Origin of the sequence: Streptomyces sp. (assembly GCF_031178505.1) — a bacterium.
Taxonomy (GTDB): Bacteria; Actinomycetota; Actinomycetes; order Streptomycetales; family Streptomycetaceae; genus Streptomyces; species Streptomyces gulbargensis.
Map to the genome: position 1 here is coordinate 1 of NZ_JAPSIW010000820.1, position 2,989 is coordinate 2,989.

The following is a 2,989-nucleotide window of genomic DNA, read 5'->3' on the forward strand; positions in this document are numbered from 1 at the left end:
GCCGCTTCCTGATCCGGCCTGATCGACAAGACACGAGCGGGGCGCCCCGGCGCGGGGAAGCCCGCCGCCGACCGATGAGTTTCCGGCGGGCTGCCGGTCTCACCTGCCAGAAGCCCGCCACCGGGCGACCGACACCGGGGCCGCGTGCCCCCGGACCCGAGGATCTCCGATGCGTACCCTGATCAGCTCCGCCTTCGTCTCGCTCGACGGTGTCATGGAGGCGCCGGGCGGCGAGCCCGGTTACCGGAACGCCGGCTGGACCTTCAAGGACATCGCGTTCCTGCCCGAGGCGTACGAGATCAAGGGACGCGAGCAGGAGGAGGCCTCGGCCATGCTGCTCGGCCGGGTCAGCTACGAGGCGTTCAGCGCCGTGTGGCCCGGCATGGAGGACTTCGCCGGCTACAAGGTCATGCCGAAGTACGTCGTCTCGACCACCCTCGCCGACGGTGACCTGGTGACCGGCTGGGGCGAGACGACGATCCTGCGCTCGCTCGACGAGGTCGCCGCCCTGAAGGAGACGGACGGCGGCCCGGTCATCGTCCACGGCAGCGCCACCCTGAACCGGGCCCTCGCCGACGCGGACCTGATCGACCGCTACCACCTGGTGGTCTTCCCGGTCCTGCTGGGCGCGGGCAAGCGCCTGTTCAGCACCGCCGACAAGGACGCCCGGAAGCTCCGGCTGGTCGAGCACGAGGCGTACGCGAACGGTGTCCAGAAGAACGTCTTCGACGTCGTCCGCTGAGGCGGCGGTCCCTCTAGGCCGGGACCTTCCGGTCGACCCACCGCCAGGCGGCCTCCAGGAGCGCCGCTCCCGCCGCCGCCACGGCGACCGCCGCCCACGGCATGGTCGCACCCACCAGCTTCAGGGCGAAGAACTCCTGGAGCCAGGGCACGACGAGGACCAGGAGGAACGCGCCGCCCATGGCGGCGACCAGGGCGATCCGCCACCACGTGTAGGGGCGGGCGATGATCGCCAGCACCCACATGGACACCAGGAAGAGGGTGAGGGTGGCGGCGCTGGTCTCGGCGTTCAGCGCGTCCGGGCCGGTGTAGTGGTGCCGGGCGAGGAGGTACGTCGTGAAGGTGGCCGCCGCCGCGATGACGCCGCCGGGGATCGCGTACCGCATCACCCGGCGCACGAAGTTCGGTTTCGCCCGCTCCTTGTTGGGCGCGAGGGCCAGGAAGAAGGCCGGGACGCCGATGGTGAGGGTGGAGAGCAGGGTCAGGTGCCGCGGCAGGAACGGGTACTCGACCTGGGTGCAGACCACCAGGATCGCCAGCAGCACCGAGTAGACCGTCTTGGTGAGGAAGAGGGTGGCGACGCGGGTGATGTTGCCGATGACCCGCCGGCCCTCGGCGACCACGGAGGGGAGGGTGGCGAAGCTGTTGTTCAGGAGCACGATCTGCGCGACCGCCCGGGTCGCCTCCGAGCCCGAGCCCATGGAGACGCCGATGTCGGCGTCCTTGAGCGCGAGGACGTCGTTCACGCCGTCCCCGGTCATGGCGACGGTGTGCCCGTGGGACTGGAGCGCGGCCACCATGTCCCGCTTCTGCTGCGGGGTGACGCGCCCGAAGACGGCGTTCCCGTCGAGGACCTTCGCCATCTCCTCCCGGTCGTCGGGCAGCTTCCGCGCGTCGACCGTGTTCTCCGCGCCCGGCAGGCCGAGCTTGCCCGCCACCGCGCCGACGGAGACCGCGTTGTCGCCGGAGATCACCTTCGCGGCGACGTCCTGGTCGGCGAAGTAGGCGAGGGTGTCGGCGGCGTCGGGCCGCAGCCGCTGCTCCAGGACCACGAGGGCGGTGGCGCGGGTGTCGGCGGCCACGTCGGGGGAGTCGAGCTCGCGGGTGGTGCGGGCCAGCAGCAGGACCCGCAGGCCCTGCTCGTTGAGGTGGTCGATCTCGGTGAGCACCGGGTCCCCGGGCGGCAGCAGCACGTCGGGCGCGCCGAGCAGCCAGGCGGACTCCTCGCCGTTGCCCTCGCTGAACGCGGCCCCGCTGTACTTGCGGGCGGAGGAGAAGGGCAGCGCGTGGACGCAGCGCCAGTCCTCGGCGTCGGGGCAGGCGTCGATGATCGCCTGGAGGGAGGCGTTGGGGCGCGGGTCGGACGCGCCGAGCGCGCCGAGCACCTTCCGTACGTAAGCCTCGTCGGCGCCGTTCAGCGTCCGCAGCTCGGTGACGTCCATGCCGCCCTCGGTGAGGGTGCCGGTCTTGTCGAGGCAGACGACGTCGACGCGGGCGAGGCCCTCGATGGCGGGCAGCTCCTGCACGAGGCACTGCTTGCGGCCGAGCCGGATGACGCCGATGGCGAAGGCGACGGAGGTGAGGAGCACCAGGCCCTCGGGGATCATGGGGACGATGCCGCCGACGGTGCGGGCGATCGAGTTCTTGAAGTCGGTGTCCTTGACGACGAGCTGGCTGATGACGAGGCCGGTCGCGGTCGGGACCATCATCCACGTGACGTACTTGAGGATGGTGGAGATGCCGCTGCGCAGCTCGGAGTGGACGAGGGTGAAGCGGGACGCCTCCTCGGCGAGCTGGGCGGCGTAGGCCTCGCGGCCGACCTTGGTGGCGGTGAAGGCGCCGCCGCCGGCGACGACGAAGGAGCCGGACATGACGGTGTCGCCGGGCTGCTTCACGACCGGGTCGGCCTCGCCGGTGAGGAGGGACTCGTCGATCTCCAGGCTGTCGGCCTCGGCGACGACGCCGTCGACGACCACCTTGTCGCCCGGTCCGAGCTCGATGAGGTCGCCGAGGACGATCTCGGAGGTGGAGATCTCGCCGGAGAGGCCGTCGCGGCGGACGGTGGGCCTGGCCTCTCCGATGACGGCGAGCCCGTCGAGGGTCTTCTTGGCGCGGAGCTCCTGGATGATGCCGATGCCGGTGTTGGCGAGGATGACGAAGCCGAAGAGGCTGTCCTGGATCGGCGCGACGAACAGCATGATCACCCAGAGGACGCCGATGATGGCGTTGAAGCGGGTGAGGACGTTGC

The 2,989-nt window shown here is 71.1% G+C and carries 2 protein-coding genes; one reads left to right on the top strand and one right to left on the bottom strand.

All coding sequences use genetic code 11. From position 1 onward, the window contains the following. Positions 1–169: 169 nt before the first annotated feature. Positions 170–742, top strand: coding sequence for a dihydrofolate reductase family protein (locus RIF68_RS32875; RefSeq protein ID WP_309055055.1), 573 nt, complete (start codon positions 170–172; stop codon positions 740–742). A 13-nt stretch (positions 743–755) separates the two neighbouring features. On the opposite strand, the gene RIF68_RS32880 is transcribed toward RIF68_RS32875, so the two are convergent. Beyond that, positions 756–2,989 (bottom strand): HAD-IC family P-type ATPase (locus RIF68_RS32880; protein WP_309055057.1); only part of this gene is annotated, 2,234 nt, incomplete at its 5' end.

Excerpts from the sequence above, each read along its gene's own strand:
- RIF68_RS32875 (WP_309055055.1), top strand. The coding sequence starts at position 170 with ATGCGTACCCTGATCAGCTCCGCCTTCGTCTCGCTCGACGGTGTCATG.